This is a genomic window from Burkholderia cepacia ATCC 25416 (assembly GCF_001411495.1).
Classification (GTDB): domain Bacteria; phylum Pseudomonadota; class Gammaproteobacteria; order Burkholderiales; family Burkholderiaceae; genus Burkholderia; species Burkholderia cepacia.
Genome location: NZ_CP012981.1, coordinates 1,053,019 through 1,070,965, shown reverse-complemented (window position 1 = coordinate 1,070,965; position 17,947 = coordinate 1,053,019). Strand labels below are relative to the sequence as shown.

Below are 17,947 nucleotides of genomic sequence, written 5' to 3'. Positions count from 1 at the left end.
CCCTTTTGATGATGCGGCCCCGGCGAATCCGGCCGGGACACCAACATCCGTTACGCCATCCGCACTGCCGCCCTGCCCTTCGAAATTAATGCTGCCATCTTTAACCGATTCGACTATATCGAGAATGCGGACTTATTCTAATAAGGGCATTCGTCAGCCATTAAAATTTAACAATCGTTGACCCTCCCCCACCCGATTCATTTCCTATAATCCAGACCAATTCCGGATGACGGTTTAAATCCGTCGCATCGTCCGGTCGCCTTCAATCCACTTGAACTTGAACGAGGTCCTTACATGAATCTTTCTCAGCGTCTCGCTGCAGAGGCATTCGGCACGTTCTGGCTGGTGCTCGGCGGGTGCGGAAGCGCCGTGCTGGCCGCCGCCTTTCCGGGCCTCGGCATCGGCTTTGCCGGCGTCGCACTTGCCTTCGGCCTGACCGTGCTGACGATGGCATTCGCAATTGGCCATATTTCGGGCTGCCACCTGAATCCCGCGGTGAGCGTCGGCCTGACGGTCGCCGGCCGCTTCCCCGCACGCGATCTCGTGCCGTACATCGTCGCGCAGGTTGTCGGCGCAACGCTCGGCGCATTCGTGCTGTACCTGATCGCGACCGGCAAGCCGGGCTTCGACGTCGTCGGCAGCGGCTTCGCGACGAACGGCTTCGGCGAGCGCTCGCCCGGCCACTACGCACTCGGCGCGGCGTTCATTTGCGAAGTCGTGATGACGGGCTTCTTCCTGTTCGTGATCCTGGGCGCCACCGACAAGCGCGCACCGGCCGGCTTCGCGCCGATCGCGATCGGCCTTTGCCTGACGCTGATTCACCTGATCTCGATTCCGGTCACCAACACGTCGGTGAACCCGGCCCGCTCGACCGGCCCCGCGCTGTTCGTGGGCGGCGAAGCGATCGGCCAGCTCTGGCTGTTCTGGGTGGCGCCGATCATCGGCGCGGCACTCGCCGGGATCATCTACCCGCTGGTCGCGGGGCGTGACAACGCCGTCGACCTGCTGCCGGCATCCGCTCGCACAAGCGAATAAATCACTACGGGGTCAAGCGAGCAGAGCAGCGAGCCTCACGCTGTCCAAGAAGATCGAGGCAGGTAATTTCGACGGGCGCCGCTGGCGCCCGTTTTTCATTTCCGCCCGGGGCGGACGCTCAGGACGCGGCGGCGTTGCCTTCGAGCGAGAACAGCGTGCGCAGGTGACGGGCGACGCCCGCGTCGAAGTTGTTGCCGATCCGCGGGATGTGCGGCAACCGCGCGACCAGGTCGGGGTTCGCATTGTTCATCATGAACGCGTGGCCGGCGGTCTCGAGCAGGTCGATGTCGTTCATGTTGTCGCCGAACGCGATGCAGTGGCCGGTGTCGACACCGAGCCGCGCGAGCACCGAGCGCAGCGCGCGGCCTTTCGACACGTTCGCGGTCATCACTTCCAGGCAGTCGGGCAGCGAGTACGTGACGTACAGCGCATCGCCGAAGCGCACGCGCATCTGCTCGGCGACGATCGCCAGATCGGCCGGATCGCCGATGTACAGCACCTTCGCGATATCCGTGCCGTCGTGCGCGGCCATGTCGATCACGTTGTAGCGGAAGCCCGAATCCTGGTGGAATTCGAGCAGGTGCGGCGCGTCGCGGTCGATCAGCCAGCCCTGGTCGGTGAACAGGTTGACGATCACGCGGCCGTGCGCACCGACGATATCCGGCTGCACGAGGCCGCGGACGATTGCCGGATCGATGTCCTGCGCGTGGATCGTCGTGTCGTCCGGCGCATGCACGCGCGCGCCGTTCGACGTGATCAGGTACGGCCGGATGCCGAGCACGTCGCGAATGCCGGCGACGTCCGCGTAGTGGCGCCCGGTGGCGATCACGAACTGCAGGCCGTCGCGGTCGAGCCGGCGGACGGTGTCGATCGTGTACGGATCGAGCTGGTGGTCGCTGTTCAGCAAGGTACCGTCGAGATCGGTGGCGATGACTTTGTACATGGGACGGAAGAATGGCGCTCAGGGCTCTGCGGAACGGCCATTCTAACGTCGTGCCCGGTTGCCCGCCGGACGGTTCCCGGTCGATCGCCGCCGTCGGCCCGGTTTCGGTACGCGTTCAGCTGTCCTCAAATGCCTTCAGTTGCTCAGTTGCCTTCCGCCTCGTGCAGCGCCTGCAGCGCGAGCCGCAGCGCGCCGTGCGCCGAATCGTCGAGCGGCGCGCGCAGCCGGGCGGCGTGGCGCGCCGGCACGGCCGGAGCCAGTGCGTCCGCCAGGCCGCCGCACAGCGCGACCGGCAGCGCCTGCTGCGGATCGAGCGCGTCGATCATCTTGCCGATCTCGTCGCCCGCCTGCGCGATCAGCGCGCCCGCGACCGGATGCGAACGGTGCGCGAACACGATCGGCGCAAGCCGCGCGTAGATCGTCTGGTTCGCATCGCACGACCACTGGACGAGCGCGTCGCGATCCTGCGCGCCCGTTTCCGCGAGCAACGCGTTCGCGAACGCATCGCGCGGTACGCGGCCGTCGAGCGCCTGCTGCGCATACGCGAGCGCGCGCACGCCGAGCCACGCACCGCTCGCCTCGTCGCCGGACGGAAAGCCGAAGCCGCCCGCGATCCGGCAGGCGCCGGCCGCATCGAGCGCCGCCGCGATGCTGCCGGTGCCGAGCGCGACGATGAGCCCCGGCGCGCCGCCGTGTGCGCCGACGACGGTCGTATACGCGTCGCTCTCGACCGCGAGCGCGCCGAGCGGGGCCTGCGCGCGGAACGCGGCGAGCCACGCGGCATTGTTGACGCCCGCGAGCCCGCAGCCGAGCGCGCACTGCGGCCAGTCGAATGCGAGGCCGGCCCGCGTGAACGCGTCCGCGCAGGCCGCGCCGATCGACGCCCACGCGCGCTCGATGCCGAGCCCGAGCCCCGACGGGCCGCCGCGCCCCTGCGCGAGCTCGCGCCCGTGCCGGTCGGCCAGCACCGCGCGCGTGCCCGTGCCGCCACCGTCGATCCCGATCGCAAAAAGTAATGCCGCCATGCCTTCATCCCGCTGATTCGAACAGGCGCCAAGCTTAACCGGATCGGCGCCGCGCGCCCATCTGCCGTTCGGCCGGCTGTTCCGTGAAAAGGGCTTCCGCTATGCTGGCGCGATCGAATCGACACTGAAAACGAGGCAGACGATGTCGCAGCGGTGCAACTGGGTGAAGACTGAAGCGGATGCTCACTATCACGATACCGAGTGGGGCGTGCCGTCGCACGACGATCGCCACCTGTTCGAAATGCTGATCCTGGAAGGGGCGCAGGCCGGGCTGTCGTGGTCGACGATCCTGAACAAGCGCGCGGGCTATCGCGACGCCTTTGCGGATTTCGACGTCGATGCCGTCGCGCGCTTCACGCCGAAGCGCATCGAAAAGCTGCTCGAGAATCCCGGCATCGTGCGCAATCGCGCCAAGGTCGAATCGGCGGTCACCAATGCGCGTGCCGTGCAGCGCATCCGGGAAGAGCACGGGTCGCTCGCCGCGTTCCTGTGGTCGTTCGTCGGCGGCGCGCCGGTCCAGAACGCGTGGCAGTCGTACCGCGACGCGCCCGCGTCGACCGAGCAGTCCGACGCGCTCAGCAAGGCGCTGAAGGCGTACGGCTGCAAGTTCGTCGGTTCGACGATCTGCTATGCGCTGATGCAGGCCACCGGCATGGTCAACGATCACGAGGTCGGCTGCCCATGCCACGCGCAATGCGCGGCGCTCGGCGGCAAGCAGCCGGCACGCCGGCGCAAGGCGGGCTGACGGCGCGGGCATCCGCCGGCCGCCCGTCGTTCGCCGCGGCCCCTGCGGCGGTTATGCCGGTTGTGCCGGCAATTCCGGCCAGGCCGCCAGCCGCCCCCTCACGAAACGATGCGCAACGCGCAACCGCTCACCTCGCGGCGCGCGACGGCACCGGCGCAACCGCCCGCGCACTGCGTGCGGCCCGCACGCGCGCGCTGCGCTTCTTCACCCAGATGCAGATGCCCGTCACGCTCAGCATCGCGATGACGATCCCGAGCACGCTCACCGCGGCGCGGCCCGCGACGCCGGCGATCCGCCCCGAGTGCAGCGGAAACTGCGCCTGCATGAACAGGTCGCCGGCCGAGCCGCGGCCCGGCACCTGGGCGGCGACGGGCTTGCCGGTCACGGCGTCCCAGTAGAGCCACGCGTTGCCGAGCCCGACGTCGCCGTGATCGTTGCCGGGCGTGAAGAACCCGACTGCGTAGGCATTCATCGCCGGCGCGAACAGCAGCGCGCCGGGCGGCGCGGCGATCCCGGCGTCGCGCCCGGCCGCGCGCGCGATCTCGACGATCCGCTCGCGCCGCAGCATCGTGCTGCCCGGCGGCGCGGGCGGGAAGTGTTCGGGATTCGTGTACGGCGTCTCGGCGAGCGGCGACACCAGCGATACCAGCGGCCGCACGACGGGCACGGCGAGATTCATCGAGATCGACGTGACCGCGACGACCAGCAGCAGCCCCCACACCCACACGCCGCCCGAGCGGTGCAGGTCGAACACCAGCGGATAGCCGCCGCGCCGCACGCGGAACGCGAACGACTTGCGCCAGCTTTTCAGGTTCGGAAACGCGAGCACGAGCGCGATCAGGCTGTCGATCGCCCACACGATGCCGACGACGCCCATCACCCAGAACCCGAAGTTGATCCCGCCGTACACCGGCAGGAACAGCGAGTAGTGCAGCCGGTAGATGAACGGCATCAGGTCGAGCCGCGCGAGCGACGGCGCGCCCCATTCGCGGCGCCCCTGCACCGCGCCGGTCGCGGGATCGACGGCGATCTGGCTGAAGTCGAGCGCGTACGGCCGGCCGGTCGCCGGATCGGTGCGCGGCATCACGCCGGCCTGCAGCGTATGGCCCGGTTCGATCGCGAGCGGCAGATAGGTCACCTGCACGCGCGGGTCGGCGGCCTCGATGCGCGCCGCGAGCGCGAGCGGATCAAGCGGCGCCGCATCGCTGCGTGCGGTGTAGAAGTCCGGGTTCAGTAGCGCGTCGATCTCGTGGTCCCACGCGATCAGTGCGCCGGTCAGCCCCGCGACGAACAGGAACAGCGCGATCGCGAGGCCGAACCAGCGATGCAGGCGGACGAGAAACGGTCGCAGGAACGCATTCATCGCGCCCCCGGCAAAGGGAAAGCAGGCCGGCACGAGCGGCCCCGGATCAACGAAATGCAGGTCATTTGAGGTCACGCGCCGCGCACGAGCGGTGCCGGCCGTCGCTGGCGAGGCCGGATGCCCTTGCGCGCGGCATGGAATTGTTGCGCGTTCGACGGGTTTTGGTACGATGCGCGGCATTTTATCGCAATGCGAATGATTCTTACTTGCATTTTTACTTATCCACGATGACCACCAGCCTCGCCCGCCCTCCCGTCCGCCCACGCCGCATGGCCGCCGCCCTTGCCTGCGTTGCCGCGTCGCTCGCGCACGCGGACGATTCTCCCGGCGGCGCCACGGTGCTGCCTGCCGTCAACGTCACGGCCGCGCACGACTCGCCGCAGCACCTGACCGACACGGTCTCCACCGGCGCGCTCGGCACGCGCCGCCAGCTCGACACGCCGTTCTCGACGACGATCGTCACGTCGGAGGAACTCGAGGCACGCCAGCCGTACAAGCTCGGCGACGTGTTCGCGAACGACGCGTCGGTGTCCGACAACAGCGGCGCGTACAGCGCGTGGGCCAGCTACATGACCGTGCGCGGCATGCAGCTCGACTGGCAGAACGGCTACAAGATCGACGGGCTGCCGTTCGTCACGTACGGGATCACGATGCCGTACGAGCAGCTCGATCGCGTCGAGCTGCTGAAGGGGCTCGGCGGTTTCCTGTACGGCTTCGTGACGCCCGGCGGCGTCGTCAACTACGTGACGAAGCAGCCCGGCGCCGAACCCGTGCGCAGCGTCGACGTCGGCTACCGGAGCACCAATGTGTGGACCGAGCACGTCGATCTCGGCCAGCGCTTCGGGCCGGACGGCAGGTTCGGCGCGCGGCTGAACGCGACGCACGAGGAAGGCAGGACGTACAACGACGGCAACATCCGCCGCGACAGCGTATCGCTCGCGCTGCAGGCGAACCTGACGCGCGACCTGTCGGTGAATGTCGGCGCGCTGTACCAGGATCGCCGCACGACGGGCCAGACGCCGTCGATCTTCACCGGCAGCTATCCAGGCGGCGTGCTGCCCGCGACGATCAGCGGCGGCACGACGAACCTCGGCGGCAGGGACCAGTACCTGAACACGAACCTGCAGCTCTATACGGCCGGGCTGCAGTACCAGTTCGCGCCCGACTGGCAGCTCGACGTGGCGTACAGCTACAGCAAGGCGACGCGCCGCCGCAACGAAAGCACGCTGTACCTGCAGGATGCAGCCGGCAACTACACCGACAGCCGCTACGTCGGGATGGAGGATCACCGCTTCAGCCAGTGGCGCGCGATGGTCGAGGGCAAGGTACGCACGGGAGCGTTCAGCCACCAGATCGTGATCGGCGCGTCGTGGCAGAAGCAGGCGAACGACTATTCGGCGAACAGCGTGTTCGTGCCGCTCGGCGCCGGCAACCTGTATGCGCCGAATCCGTACCGCTACGACAGCCCGCACGGCTTCGTCCAGTACCGCACGAGCGAGATCGTGCAGAAATCGCTGTTCGCGAGCGACACCGTGCAGCTCACGGCGCGCTGGTCGGTGCTCGCCGGCGTGCGCTACATGAACTACGAGCAGCGCTCGTTCCAGGCGAGCGGCGCCGAGGATCCCGGCTATCGCCAGAACGGCGTGGTGACGCCGACGTTCGCGGTGATGTTCAAGCTCGCGCCGACGACCACCGCGTACGCGAGCTACGCCGAATCGCTCGAGCCCGGCAGCCGCGTGAACGACGTCTACGCGAACGCCGGCCAGGTGCTCAAGCCGCTGCGCAGCAAACAGTACGAACTGGGGATCAAGAGCGAGCACGCGCGCTGGAGCGCGACGGCCGCGTTGTTCCGCATCGAGCGCAGCGCCGAATATGCGAACGCGGCGAACGTCTACGTGCAGGACGGCGAATCGGTCATTCAGGGGATCGAGTTCGGTGCGCGCGCGAAATTCGGCGCGCGCTGGAACGCGGGCGTCGACGTGATGCTGCTCGACGCGTGGTACGCGAACGGGATCGGCAACAACGGCAACCGCGTCGCGGGCGCACCGCGTTTCGTGCTCGCCGGCGACGTCGGCTATGCGGTACCCGGCGTGCCGGGGCTGACGCTCGGCGTCGATGCGAAATTCACCGGCGCGACGCCGCTGCGCGCGGCCGGCGGCCTCGACGCCCCGGGCTTTCTCGTCGTCAATGCGGGGGCGCGTTACCTGACGCGGATCGGCCGCCACGACGTGACGCTGCGCGCGTCGATCGACAACGTGCTGAACCGCCGTTACTGGGAATACCAGTACGCGGACTACGTGAAGCCGGGCGACCCGCGCACGGTGAGCCTGAGCGCGAAGATCGACTTCTGAACCCCGCGCCGGCGGCCGCAGGCCGTCGGCTGCCGGCCGGCATGGCCGCACCGCGGCGGCCTCGGGATTTTCCCGAGCCGCAAAAGCAAAACGGCGGAGCGGCTTCTTTCGAAGCTCGCTCCGCCGTTTCGCGGCGAACCGTCAGACGCTCTTAGTGGAGCTTCTTCGGCAGCATCTGGCTGCGCAGGCGCTTGTGCAGGCGCTTGACGGCTGCTGCCTTCTTGCGCTTGCGGACTGCGGTCGGCTTTTCGTAGGACTGGCGCTCGCGCAGTTCAGCGATCAGGCCATTTTTTTCGATAGCACGGCGAAAGCGGCGAATCGCCACTTCGAACGGCTCGTTTTCTTTCAGAAGAATCGTCGTCATGTCGTTCCTAAATTGCTTAAACGGTCAAAAACGTAGCGGCCAAGCGCCACGCACCGGCCATCCGAGCGTCCCCACAAACAGGCGAAACGAGCGGAAATACGGCCTCGGAGGCCGGAAAAGAGAGGCGGAAAGCACCGCGAGTACGCTTCACAAGCCGCGTGCAGCGCCGCGTTTGACTGCCAGCAGACACGCCGAAAACGGCAGAGGCTTGACAGAAATCTCAATTCAGCCCGCCATCATAGCAGGGAATCACAGACAAAACCACCCTTTTGTCGATTGCGTGTGCACAGGCGAACGACTGCGTGCCGAGACCGCTCTCGGGCCCCTTCCATCCGGCATCGCGCCGGATCGGTCCGAAATGACAAAGAAGGATAAAAAATCGGGCCGAATCTCAACGCGCCCCTCAAGTTTTGTTTTGGTGCGCCGAAATCCTGCTCTGAGGCGGCCAGCAATGAACGAGTGCTTCCGCCGACGCCAAAACGGCTTTCCAGGGCTTTCGGCTTACACAGGAGATTTTTCCATGCTCGGAATTAACAGCAACATCAACTCGCTGGTTGCACAGCAGAACCTCAACGGCTCGCAAAACGCCCTGTCCCAGGCCATCACGCGCCTGTCGTCGGGCAAGCGCATCAACAGCGCGGCAGACGACGCAGCAGGCCTCGCGATCTCGACCCGGATGCAGACCCAGATCAACGGTCTGAACCAGGGCGTGTCGAACGCGAACGACGGCGTGTCGATGATTCAAACGGCATCGAGCGCACTGTCGTCGCTGACGAACAGCCTGCAACGTATCCGCCAGCTGGCCGTCCAGGCATCGACGGGCACGATGTCCTCGACCGACCAGGCGGCACTGCAACAGGAAGTTGCGCAGCAGATCCAGGAAGTGAACCGTATCGCGTCGCAAACGACGTACAACGGCACGAACATCCTGAACGGCAACGCAGGCATCGTGTCGTTCCAGGTCGGCGCGAACGTCGGTCAGACGATTTCGCTGGACCTGAGCCAAAGCATGTCGGCTGCCAAGATCGGCGGCGGCCTGGTGCAGAAGGGTCAGACGGTCGGTACGGTGACGGGCCTGAGCCTCGACACCGCCGGCGTGTACACGTCGTCGGGCGCGGCGATTACCGCGATCAACGTGCTGTCGGACGGTCAAGGTGGCTACACGTTCACCGACCAGAACGGCGGCGCCATCGCGCAAACCGTTGCTCAGTCCGTGTTCGGCGCAAGCGCAACGACCAGCAACGGCACGGCAGTCGGCAATCTGTCGATTCAAGCGAGCGCAACCAGCACGAGCATGTCGTCGGCGGCGCTCACCGCAATCACGAACGCAGTTGCGCAGATCAACGCCGTCAACAAGCCGGCAACCGTGTCGGGCCTCGACATCAGCACCGTCAGCGGTGCGAACGTCGCGATGGTGTCGATCGACAACGCGCTGCAAACGGTGAACAACGTTCAGGCACAGCTCGGTGCGGCACAAAACCGCTTCACGGCAATCGCCACGGCGCAGCAGGCAGAATCGACCGACCTGTCGTCGGCACAGTCGCAGATCACCGACGCGAACTTTGCGCAGGAAACCGCGAACATGTCGAAGAACCAGGTGCTGCAACAAGCTGGCATCTCGGTGCTCGCACAGGCAAACTCGCTGCCGCAGCAGGTCCTGAAGCTCCTGCAGTAATCGCGTAGCAACCCACGGCCGGGCCCCGCGTAACGCGCGGCCCGGCCGTCGTCACTTGGCGCGCGGGGCGTTGCCCCGCCGCCAGGTCCTTATCCAGAATTTCACGGACTACCCGCCGCACGGAGCACTACGATGTCGACGATCAATCCCGCCGTCACCGCCGCCAACAGCTCGGCCAACAGCGCGCTGCAACAGGCTGCCCAATCGATCATCAGCGGATCGACCGGCAACTCGTCGATGGACGTCAACTCGCTCGTGACGGCACTCGTCAATGCGAAGACCGCCGGCCAGACCGCCGCGCTCAGCGCGCAGCAGGCCAGCGACAACACCCAGATTTCCGCGTACGGCGCCCTTTCGGCCGCGCTGAGCGCACTCCAGGCCGGCGTCACGACACTGTCGAACGGCTCGCTGCAGAACACCTTCACCGCCACCGCGAGCGGCACCGGCCTGACCGCGACCGCGGGCGCCGGCGCCGTCGCCGGCAGCTATTCGGTCGGCGTCACGCAGATCGCGACGTCGCAGTCGCTGTCGTCGGCCGCGTTCGGTGCGTCGACGGCGCTCGGCACCGGCACGATGACGCTGTCGCTCGGCAGCAAGTCGTTCACGGTCAACGTGGGCAGCAACAACAACACGCTGTCCGGCATCGCCGCCGCGATCAACAACACGACCGGCAACCCGGGCATCGTCGCGTCCGTCGTCAACGGCAGCGATGGCGCGCACCTCGTGCTCAGCTCGACGCCGACCGGCGCGGCGAATGCGATCAGCGTCACGGTCAGCAACGTGACCGGCGACAACGGCCTCTCCAGCCTCGGCGTCACGTCGACGGCCAGCACGACGGGCGGCCAGTCGTCCATTGCGTCCGCCAACAGCAGCGCCGCCTGGAAGCAAAGCACCGCCGCGCAGGACGCCGCCTTCACGATCAACGGCATCGCCGCGACGAGCGCGAGCAACACCGTGACGGGCGCGATCACCGGCGTCACGCTGAACCTGACCTCGGCCGCCGTCAGCGGCACGCAGCCGCAAACGCTGACGGTCGCCACCGACACGAAGACGCAAGCGTCGGCGATCAACAACTTCGTGACGCTCTACAACACGCTCGTCACGACGATGGGCTCGCTGTCGAGCTTCACGGCCGGCGCGTCGTCGCAAGGCCCGCTGCTCGGCGACTCGACGCTGAACACGATCCGCAACGCACTCGCGTCGGTCGTCGCGGGCGGCGTGAGCAGCAACGGCTCGACGGTCAACCTCGCGTCGATCGGCGTCACGCTGCAGGCCGACGGCACGCTGCAGGTCGACAGCACCGCGCTCAACTCCGCACTGCAGAACAACCCGACCGGCGTCGCATCGCTGTTCAACTCGACGAACGGGATCGGCCAGCAGCTGACGAAGGACATCACGAACTACACGCAGACGGGCGGGCTGATCGCCGCACGCACGACCGCGCTCAACAACGACCTGAAAAGCGTCGCCACGCAGCAGACCAACCTGTCGAACTCCGTCGCGCAGCTGACCAGCCAGTACCAGGCGCAATTCACCGCGCTCAACACGCTGATGGCGACGATGAACAGCAACTCGCAGTACCTGACGCAGCTGTTCGGCGGCACGAACAGTGCCGGCGCGCTGTCGAGCAACAAGAGCTGACCGCCGGCCGGACAGGAGAGCCACGATGGAACAGACCGAACTGATCGCCCAGCTCGACGCGCTCACCGACGCGATCGAACATGCGGCCGCGATGGCCGACTGGATCGAGGCGGCGCGCCTCGTCGACCTGCGCGAGCCGCTCGTTGCGTCGCTCGCGGCCGATCAGCCGCCGGCCGGCATCGCCGCGATCCGCCGGATTCAGGCCAGCAACGCGCGCATCTTCGCCGACGCGCAACGCGCGCAGCAGGAGCTGACCAACGAATACCAGGCGGCGATGGGCCGCGTGCAGGCCGTCGGCCAGTACCAGAGCATCGCGAGCCGTTAAATCGCGCCACGCGGCGCCCGACACGCGCGCGCCGCCAACCTGACAACAAGAACTACGCGCTGATGTGAGGGCGTGCTCGTTCGCCTCCGCCCGCCTCGTGCGGGCGTTTTTTTGGGGTGCCGCCCGGCCCCGCGGCGGGCCGTTCAATCGGCCAAACTGACCGGGCTTTTACCGTCATCTCGCGGCATCGGCGCAGCGGCACGCTACCCATAATGGTATCGACCGACTTTCCGCAGATCCCATCATGTTCTCGACCGAACTGCCCGCCTCCGCCGCGCTCACGCCCGAACAGCAGCTTGCGCAGGATATTGCGCTCGTCATGGACAACGCGCTCGAGCGCCATCGCAGCGGCGCGTTCGACGACGCCCGGGCGCTGTACGAGGCCATCCTCGACGCGGTGCCCGCGCATGGGGATGCGCATTACAACCTCGCGGTGCTGCTGGCCGATACGGGCCACGCGGCCGACGCGGTGCCGCATTTCGAAGCCGCCCTCGGCGCGAGCCCGGACAACGGCTACTACTGGGTCAGCTACATTCACGCGCTGCATCGCAGCGGGCAGACGGCCGCCGCGTGGATCGCGGTCGAAATCGCGCAGCAGCGCGGCGTGCACGGCCCCGCGCTGAACGGCCTGATCGCCCAGTTGGCGTCACCCGACATCGTGCTCGCAACTGCAGCGGTCGCGGCCGCCCCAAGCGGCATCGACGCGGCGATCGTCCTGGAAACCGCGGCCGGGCGGAGCGACTCCGGCAAGTCTGCCCGCCGCCCCAATCAGACGCTGCTGCAAAAGCACGCAGCGCTGTTCGACAAGAACAGGCACGCGGAAGCCACCGCGCTTGCACGAAAACTGGTCGCCGACTATCCGGAAGACGGCGCATGCTGGCGCGCGCTGTCCGCCTCGCTTCACCGGGAAGGCCGCTTCCCGGAGATGATCGAGGCCGGCTTGCGCACGGTCGAATTGCTGCCGAACGAAGTCCTCGTGCGCATCCTGCTGGCCGATACGCTGCGGGCGATGAACCGTCTCGCGGAAGCCGACGAGCAGTGCATGCGCCTGTACCAGCTTCAGCCCGATCACCCGGAGGCCATGCGGATCCGAGGTCTCGTGCTGTTCGCGCTGCGCCGCACGGATGAAGCGCTCGCGGCCTGCCGGCGTGCGGTCGAACTCGCGCCCGGCGCGGCCGCGCCGTGCGGCACGCTCGGCTTCGTGCTGCTCGAACTGGGCGCAACGCAGGAAGCGATAGGCTGGCTGAAGCGCGCGATCGAAATCAACCCGACCGACAGCGTCACCCATAGCAGCATGCTGTTCTGTATCGCGCACAGCAGCGAATTCGATCCGCAGGCGCTCGTGGCGGAGCACCGCAAGTTCGGCGAGCGCTACGACAATCAAAAGCGCAAGCGCGCGGCCGTGTTCTCGAACCCGCGCGATCCGGCGCGCAAGCTGCAGGTCGGCTTCGTGTCGGGCGACCTGTACAGCCACGCAGTCGCCTCCTACGCGGTGCCCGTGATCGAGCATCTCGCGGCCGACCCCGGCATTGCGATGCACTTCTATCACAATCACTTCGAGGAAGATCACACGTCCGAGCGCTTCAAGGCCCACGCCACGACCTGGCGCAACGTCACCGGCATGAGCGACTCGGCCTTCCTCGAACGCGTGCGCAACGACGGCATCGACATCGTGATCGACCTGTCGGGCCATACCGGCCGCAACCGGCTCGTTGCGCTGGCGCAGCGCGCCGCGCCGGTTCAGGCGTCGTGGATCGGCTATCCGGCCACGACCGGCCTCACCGCGATGGACTACTACCTGACGGACCGCTTCGTCGCGCCGCACGGCGCATTCGACGACCAGTTCGTCGAGCAGATCGTGCGGCTGCCCGCGATCGCGCCGTTCATGCCGCCGCCGAACTGCCCGCCCGTCAACGTGCTGCCGGCGCTGCACAACGGCTATACGACGTACGCCAGCTTCAACCGCCTGAACAAGCTGAGCCCGCACGTGATCGAGGTCTGGGCGCGCGTGCTGCATGCGGACCCGACCGCACGCATGGCGCTCGGCGCGATCGGCAACGACGGCGACCAGCAGACGCTGACCGAATGGTTCGCAGCCGCCGGCATCGATGCCGGCCGCCTGACGTTCCACCGGCGCTCGAACATTCCCGTCTACATGCAGCAGCATCACGGCGTCGACCTCTGTCTCGACGCGTTCCCGTACACCGGTTCGACGACCACGCTGAACGCGCTGTGGATGGGCGTACCGACCGTGACGATCCCCGGCGCGACGATGGCCGGGCGCGGCAGCGCGGGCTGGCTGCAGCACGTCGGGCTCGACGCGTACATCGCGACCGACGAGGACGACTTCGTCGCGAGGGCGCTGGCGCTCGGCCGCGACACCGCCGCGCTGCAGGCGCTTCGCGCCGGCCTGCGAGCGCGCTGCGGAGAGTCCGCCGCGTTCCGGCCGGCTGTCGTCGCGGCCGGGCTGTCGTCGGCGCTGCGCACGATGTGGACCCGCTGGTGCGCGGGCGAACCCGCGACCGCATTCGACACGCCGCTGTTCGACGACATGACCACCGCACAGGCCGCGGCAGAGGCCTGAACCTCACGTCAGATCGAGAGAGACCATCATGACCGCCAGCCTGCCCGCGTCGTCCGTCGCGCAACTGCCGCACGAACGCATCTACGTCACGCAGCCGCACCTGCCGCCGCTCGACGAATTCCTGCCGTACCTGGAGAAGATCTGGGAGAGCCGCACGCTGACCAACGGCGGCCCGTTCCACCAGCAGTTCGAGCGCGCGCTGTGCGAGTATCTCGGCGTGCCGCACCTGTCGCTGTTCGCGAACGGCACGCTCGCACTCGTCACCGCGCTGCAGGCGCTGCGCATCAACGGCGAAGTGATCACGACGCCGTATTCGTTCGTCGCCACCGCGCATTCGCTGCTGTGGAACGGCATCAAGCCGGTATTCGTCGACGTCACGCCCGGCACGCTCAACCTGGACCCCGCGCGCATCGAGGCGGCGATCACGCCGCAGACCACCGCGATCATGCCTGTGCACTGCTACGGCAATCCGTGCGATGTCGACGCAATCCAGAAGATCGCCGACAACTACAACCTGCGCGTGATCTATGACGCCGCGCATGCGTTCGGTGTGCAGAACACCACCGGCAGCGTGCTCACCCACGGCGATCTGTCGGTGCTGAGCTTCCACGCGACGAAGGTGTTCAACACGTTCGAAGGCGGCGCGATCATCTGCCCCGACGCGAAGACCAAGCAACGGATCGACCACCTGAAGAACTTCGGTTTCGTCGACGAAGTCACGGTCGTCGCGCCCGGCATCAACGGCAAGATGAGCGAAATCAACGCCGCGTTCGGGATGCTGCAGTTGCAGCACATCGACGGCGCACTCGCGCGCCGCCGCGAAATCGACACGCTGTACCGCACGCTGCTCGCCGACGTGCGCGGCATCCGCTGCGTGCCGCTCGGCGGCCAGACCGTCGCGAACCACGCGTATTTCGCGATCCTCGTCGACGAAGACTACCCGCTCGATCGCGACGGGCTGTACCGGAAGCTGCGCGACTACGACGTGTACGCGCGCCGCTACTTCCACCCGCTGATTTCGGAATTCCCGATGTACCGCGGGCTGCCGTCCGCCAACCGCGACAACCTGCCCGTCGCGACCGAGGCCGCGCGCAAGGTGCTGTGCCTGCCGATCTACCCGGCGCTCACCGACGACATGGTCCGCCGTATCGTCGAGCTGATCGCGCGCTGACGCGCGACGCCTACAGGTAACGCTCGCCGGCCGCGCGCGCGCGGATCCGGCGGGCCGGGTTGCCGTACACGACGGTGTACGGCTCGACGTCGTGCAGCACGACCGCGCCCGCGCCCACGACGCCGTGCTCGCCCACCGCGATCCGGTGCCGCAGCATCGCACCGAGGCCGATCGCCGCGCCGCGGCCGATCCGGCAGTTGCCGCCCGTGACGACGCCTGGCGCGAGACTCGAGAAATCCTCCATCGTGCCGTCGTGATCGAGCGACGCGTTCGTATTGACGATGCACCCGCTGCCGATCGTGCAGCACGGGTTGATCACCGCGCCGGCCATCACGACCGTCCCCGCGCCGATCGTCGACGCCTTGCCGATGCATGCGGCCGGATGCACCGCCGACACGCACGGCAGGCCCGGCACGAGCGCCGCAAGTGCGGCCGTCACGTTCTCGCGCGCATGGTTGTCGCCGATGGCGACCAGCAGCCCGGCGATGCCGTGCGCACCGACCAGATCCGGCAGGTCGCGTTCGGCGCCCAGCACCGCGTAGCCGAGGGTCTCCTCGCCGCGGGGCCGGAACGAATCGATCAGCCCGGCGATCCGGTACCGGCCAGCCTGTTCGACGATGTCGATCACGACCTTGGCGTGACCGGACGAGCCGACGATGACGATGTTTTCCACAAGGGCCTCGATTGATCTGAAAGCAGGGGCGGCCTTGCCGCGTTCCCCGCAGTATGCCGCGTCGCCGCACCCGCGCGGCGCGCGCCATCATGTCAGACGACAGGCGCCGTCTCGTCCGCCGTCACGCGACCCGCTGCAAAATGCGCGGCAAACGCCGCCCGCAAGCGCTCGGCCAACCGGATCCAGCTCTCGTCGCGCCCGCGCCGGAACAGCCGCACCGTGCCCGGATACCACGGCGAATCGTCGCGGCCGTGCATCCAGCGCCAGTCCACGTCCTGATTCGGCAGCAGCACCCAGCAAGGCTTGCCGAGCGACGCGGCCAGATGCGCGGTAGACGTGTCGACGCACACCACGAGATCGAGTTGCGCGACGATCGCGGCCGTATCCGCGAAATCGTCGATCTCCGAGCCCAGATGCAGCAACGGCAGGCCGCCCGGCGGCTGACGCGCCTCGTCCTCGCCCTGCCCTTTCTGCAGGCTCACGAAATTCACCCCCGGCACGCTCCACAGCGGCGTCAGCAACGCGAACGACGGCAGCGAGCGGTGCGCGTCGTTGTGATGCTTCGGGTTGCCTTTCCATACGAGCCCGACGCGCGGGCCGGCCGGCAGCCCATCGACGCGTGCGCGCCAGCGCGCGGCGCAGGCCGGATCGGGCGCGAGCCGCACCGGCGGCGGGATCGTGTCGAGTGTCGTGCCCATGTGCATCGGCGCGCTCAGCAGGCTCGTCCAGTAATCGAACTGCGCGGCTTGCGCCGTCGCCGTCTCGTGATCGAGCACCGCGTCGACGCCGTCGACCGTCGCCATCAGCCGATGCAGCGCGGGCTGGCACGCGAACACCACGCGCGCCGCGTGCCGCGCACGATATTCCGCGAAATAGCGGCTGAACTGCAGCATGTCGCCCAGGCCGTCTTCCTGCCAGACGAGCAGCGTCTTGCCGGCGAGCGGCTCGCCCTGCCACTGCGCGCACCGCAGCACCTCGCGGGTCCGGCGGTGCACGAACGCCGCTTGTTCGTAGCGCGATTCGTAGCGCCGCCAGCCTTCTTCGAACCGGCCCAGGCCAAGCAACAGCGTCGCCAGGCCGAAACGCGCATCGCCATAGTCAGCACGCAGTTCGAGCGCGCGGCGGTACGCGCGTTCGGCGTCATCGTGGCGGCCGGCATGCGCGAACGTGGTGCCGAGGTTGTAGTGCACTTCGGCCATGTCCGGAGCGAGCGACAGCGCCTCGGCGAACACGGCCATCGCTTCGTCGTGACGACCCTGCGCGCGCAGGACGCAGCCGAGATTGTTGTGCGGCTGCGGCAGGCCGGGACGGCAACGGATCGCGTCGCGATAGGCCGCTTCGGCTTCCGGCAGGCGATCGAGGTTCTGCAGCGCGACGCCGAGGTTGTAGTGCGCCTCCGGGTGATCCGGGCACAGCACAAGCGCCTGGCGGCTGGCGGCTTCCGCTTCCGGCAACCGCTGCATGTCGACGAGAATCGCGCCGAGATTGGCGTGCGCGAGCACGGAGTCGGCACGCACGGCAATCACGAGCCGGTAGGCGAGTTCCGCTTCGGCCTGGCGGCCGAGCACACGCAACAGGTTGCCGAGATCGGTCAGCACGTCGGCCGACTGCGGCTCGATCAGCAGCGCCTGCCCGAATGCCTGCTCGGCTTCATCGAGCCGGCCGAGCGCTTCGAGCACCTTGCCGAACCGGTGATGGTGCGACGCCCGCAACGGCGTGACGGACGCGAGCTGCCGGCGCAGGAGTGCCTCGGCATCGGCCAGGCGCCCTTGCGACACGAGCAACGCGCCGAGGCCGTCGCTGGCCGGCTCGAACGCCGGCATCGCGTCGAGCGCGCGCCGCCACCATGCTTCCGCGTCGGCCAGCCGGTTCAGGCCGAGCGCGCAGACGGCCGCGATGTGCAGCGCCGCGACTGCCGGCGCCGGCCGGTCGAGCAGGGGCGCGACGAGCGACAGTGCGTCGGCGAACTGTCCGTTCTGGCACAGGGTCGCCGAGTGTTGAACCAGCGCGGATTCGTCGGAAGCAGGGGTCATGTCATGCGGCGCCGCGCGG

At 67.8% G+C, this 17,947-nt stretch carries 14 protein-coding genes; 8 read left to right on the top strand and 6 right to left on the bottom strand.

Annotation, left to right across the window (positions count from 1 at the left end):
- Positions 1 to 294: 294 nt before the first annotated feature.
- On the top strand, positions 295 to 1,035 hold the full coding sequence (aqpZ, locus tag APZ15_RS04795) for an aquaporin Z (protein WP_021162848.1): 741 nt from the start codon (positions 295 to 297) through the stop codon (positions 1,033 to 1,035).
- 118 nt (positions 1,036 to 1,153) lie between these two features.
- Here aqpZ and APZ15_RS04790 read toward each other — a convergent pair whose 3' ends face one another.
- Both APZ15_RS04790 and APZ15_RS04785 read right to left on the bottom strand, forming a co-directional pair.
- Entirely contained in the window at positions 1,154 to 1,978 is an 825-nt protein-coding gene (locus tag APZ15_RS04790) for a Cof-type HAD-IIB family hydrolase (RefSeq protein ID WP_027788652.1), read from the bottom strand.
- 143 nt (positions 1,979 to 2,121) lie between these two features.
- On the bottom strand, positions 2,122 to 3,003 hold the full coding sequence (locus tag APZ15_RS04785) for a glucosamine kinase nucleotide-binding domain-containing protein (RefSeq protein ID WP_027788653.1): 882 nt from the start codon (positions 3,001 to 3,003) through the stop codon (positions 2,122 to 2,124).
- Between the two features lie 142 nt (positions 3,004 to 3,145).
- Between APZ15_RS04785 and APZ15_RS04780 the strand changes: the two genes are divergently transcribed.
- A complete protein-coding gene (locus APZ15_RS04780; RefSeq protein WP_027788654.1) occupies positions 3,146 to 3,748 on the top strand; it encodes a DNA-3-methyladenine glycosylase I in 603 nt (200 codons plus the stop codon).
- A gap of 127 nt (positions 3,749 to 3,875) precedes the next feature.
- On the opposite strand, the gene APZ15_RS04775 is transcribed toward APZ15_RS04780, so the two are convergent.
- Positions 3,876 to 5,111 carry a PepSY-associated TM helix domain-containing protein gene (locus APZ15_RS04775; protein ID WP_027788655.1) on the bottom strand — a complete coding sequence of 412 codons (1,236 nt, stop codon included), beginning with the start codon at positions 5,109 to 5,111 and terminating at the stop codon, positions 3,876 to 3,878.
- Positions 5,112 to 5,338: 227 nt separating this feature from the next.
- Between APZ15_RS04775 and APZ15_RS04770 the strand changes: the two genes are divergently transcribed.
- Positions 5,339 to 7,462, top strand: a complete 2,124-nt coding sequence (locus APZ15_RS04770; RefSeq protein ID WP_027788656.1) for a TonB-dependent siderophore receptor — start codon at positions 5,339 to 5,341, stop codon at positions 7,460 to 7,462.
- Positions 7,463 to 7,613: 151 nt separating this feature from the next.
- On the opposite strand, the gene rpsU is transcribed toward APZ15_RS04770, so the two are convergent.
- Positions 7,614 to 7,826 carry a 30S ribosomal protein S21 gene (gene rpsU / locus APZ15_RS04765; RefSeq protein WP_006401410.1) on the bottom strand — a complete coding sequence of 71 codons (213 nt, stop codon included), beginning with the start codon at positions 7,824 to 7,826 and terminating at the stop codon, positions 7,614 to 7,616.
- 520 nt (positions 7,827 to 8,346) lie between these two features.
- Here rpsU and APZ15_RS04760 point away from each other — a divergent pair.
- From APZ15_RS04760 to vioA, 5 genes are all read left to right on the top strand, one after another.
- Entirely contained in the window at positions 8,347 to 9,501 is a 1,155-nt protein-coding gene (locus APZ15_RS04760; protein ID WP_021161125.1) for a flagellin, read from the top strand.
- Positions 9,502 to 9,633: 132 nt separating this feature from the next.
- Positions 9,634 to 11,142 carry a flagellar filament capping protein FliD gene (gene fliD / locus APZ15_RS04755; RefSeq protein WP_027788657.1) on the top strand — a complete coding sequence of 503 codons (1,509 nt, stop codon included), beginning with the start codon at positions 9,634 to 9,636 and terminating at the stop codon, positions 11,140 to 11,142.
- 25 nt (positions 11,143 to 11,167) lie between these two features.
- Positions 11,168 to 11,467: a flagellar protein FliT gene (fliT, locus tag APZ15_RS04750; RefSeq protein ID WP_027788658.1), complete on the top strand. Its 300-nt coding sequence runs from the start codon at positions 11,168 to 11,170 to the stop codon at positions 11,465 to 11,467.
- A 244-nt stretch (positions 11,468 to 11,711) separates the two neighbouring features.
- Positions 11,712 to 14,051 (top strand): tetratricopeptide repeat protein, encoded by a 2,340-nt coding sequence (locus APZ15_RS04745; protein ID WP_027788659.1) that lies wholly within the window; start codon positions 11,712 to 11,714, stop codon positions 14,049 to 14,051.
- Between the two features lie 28 nt (positions 14,052 to 14,079).
- Entirely contained in the window at positions 14,080 to 15,222 is a 1,143-nt protein-coding gene (gene vioA / locus APZ15_RS04740; RefSeq protein WP_027788660.1) for a dTDP-4-amino-4,6-dideoxy-D-glucose aminotransferase VioA, read from the top strand.
- Between the two features lie 10 nt (positions 15,223 to 15,232).
- On the opposite strand, the gene APZ15_RS04735 is transcribed toward vioA, so the two are convergent.
- Both APZ15_RS04735 and APZ15_RS04730 read right to left on the bottom strand, forming a co-directional pair.
- A complete protein-coding gene (locus tag APZ15_RS04735) occupies positions 15,233 to 15,895 on the bottom strand; it encodes an acetyltransferase (protein WP_027788661.1) in 663 nt (220 codons plus the stop codon).
- Between the two features lie 92 nt (positions 15,896 to 15,987).
- Positions 15,988 to 17,928: a tetratricopeptide repeat protein gene (locus APZ15_RS04730; protein ID WP_027788662.1), complete on the bottom strand. Its 1,941-nt coding sequence runs from the start codon at positions 17,926 to 17,928 to the stop codon at positions 15,988 to 15,990.
- Positions 17,929 to 17,947: the final 19 nt, after the last annotated feature.